Raw genomic sequence first — 1,089 nt, 5'->3', positions numbered from 1 at the left:
TACCATCCTCCTACCTTTATTGTTTTCCATCCCCTCCACTTCTATATCTTATATGGTAAGCGGTAAAGAGTAACGGATAATCTTTCTCAGCTATCTCAATTGGAGTATTTAGTGTATTGGTCATATTAACGTGAACACCTGAAACGCCATCCTTATTAGGCCTTCCTCCAGTACCGCCACCTATAGTTTCGTAATGTGCCCAATAACTTCCTTTATAATATCCACCTAACATTACGTTCATCATTGTCCCAGATCCGGCTGCAGGTACCTTATCTGGTAATACACCTGACAGTGACTTAAAAACGGTATCAGCTATCCTTTGAGTTGTTTCAACATTTCCACCGGAAACAGGTGCTGGTTTTATTGGATTAACAAGCAAACCCTCACTAGCACGTACTTCAATTAGGCTATAGAATCCCTCATTTGTTGGAATTTCTTTTCCTATTAACGACCTTATAACAAACGTTGTTGCTGAAAATGTGACTCCATATACTGCATTTAAGGGCTGGGGTAGTTGGGGATCAGTCCCGTTAAAATCAGCTATTATCTTATTTTCACTTATTGCAATATTTACCTTTATCTTTATTAGATTTCCATCTATACCCTCTAAATAGTCCATGGCACTATAGGTTCCCTTAGGCCATTTTTCAATTTCCTTAGTGGATAGGTCTCTACTATAGGTTATAGATTCTTCCCACCCTCTTCTCACGCTTTCTAAACCATATTTATCGATTAGCTGGGAAACTCTTAAAATACCTAGTCTATTGGCAGCAATTTGGGCATTAAGATCTCCTATCGATGTATAGGGTGACTTGAAGTTACTGAGGATTAAATCTAGGACATCCCTATTCAACTTCCCTTTTTCCATTAAGTATGTAGGAGGTATAATTAGTCCTTCCTCGTATAATGTTGTAGCATTGGGATTTATGCTACCAGGTACAGGCCCGCCTACGTCAACATGATGTGCCTTATTTACAGCATAGCCAACTAGTTTATCAGAGCAATAGATTGGACTTACCACCATAACATCATTTAAATGAGTACCTGAAATATAGGGATCGTTAAGGACTATTACATCGCCCTCTTCTA

Annotated in this window: 1 protein-coding gene; it reads right to left on the bottom strand. The window is 38.8% G+C overall.

Translation table 11 applies throughout. The features are described 5' to 3' along the window. Nucleotides 1-16 precede the first annotated feature (16 nt). The coding region (locus CM19_RS03795) for a hydantoinase B/oxoprolinase family protein (protein ID WP_048099134.1) at nt 17-1,089 on the bottom strand (1,073 nt) is incomplete at its 5' end.

This window comes from Candidatus Acidianus copahuensis, assembly GCF_000632495.1.
GTDB classification, from domain to species: Archaea; Thermoproteota; Thermoprotei_A; order Sulfolobales; family Sulfolobaceae; genus Acidianus; species Acidianus copahuensis.
This window is presented reverse-complemented; position numbering and strand designations above follow the sequence as displayed.